1 pseudogene is annotated in these 606 nt (G+C 60.4%); it reads right to left on the minus strand.

Annotated elements, in window-relative coordinates:
* Positions 1-15 precede the first annotated feature (15 nt).
* A pseudogene (locus KIP88_RS45965) lies at positions 16-606 on the minus strand (IS5 family transposase); the annotation flags it as partial.

Genomic DNA, 606 nt, shown 5'->3' on the forward strand with positions numbered 1-606 from the left:
AGGTGGTGTGGACACTTATCGCAGCCATAGAATGATGGCTGCGATGGTGATGACGGCCCGGTAATTTCGTGCGGTCTTTTCGAAGCGGGTTGCGACGCGGCGGAACTGCTTAAGCTTGGAGAAGCAGCATTCCACGAGATGGCGCTGGGCGTAGAGGTGCTTGTCGAGCGGATATTTGAGCGCCCGTGACGGGTTGTTGGGGATGACGGCGAGCGCGCCTTTGGCAGCGATGGCCTGGCGCAAGTGATCGGCGTCATAGGCCGTGTCGGCCATGACGACCTCGGCCGGTAGATCCTCGATCAAAGCTGCGGCTTGCGGTGCATCGCCCTTCTGTCCTGCGGTGAGCGTGAACCGCACGGGACATCCCAAGCCGCGAACGGCCATATGTATCTTGGTGCTCAGGCCGCCGCGCGAGCGGCCGAGCGCTTGATCTTCAGACCCCCTTTTTTGGCCCCGGCAGCGTGCTGGTGGGCTCGGACGATGGTGGAATCGATGATCAGATATTCGAAGTCCGGATCATCGGACATCGCCTCGAAAATGCGAGTCCAAACACCTTTGACGCTCCACCGACTGAAGCGCCGAAACACACTGTTCCAGTCGCCGAAC

The organism is Bradyrhizobium sp. SRL28 (assembly GCF_018596315.1).
Classification (GTDB): Bacteria; Pseudomonadota; Alphaproteobacteria; order Rhizobiales; family Xanthobacteraceae; genus Bradyrhizobium.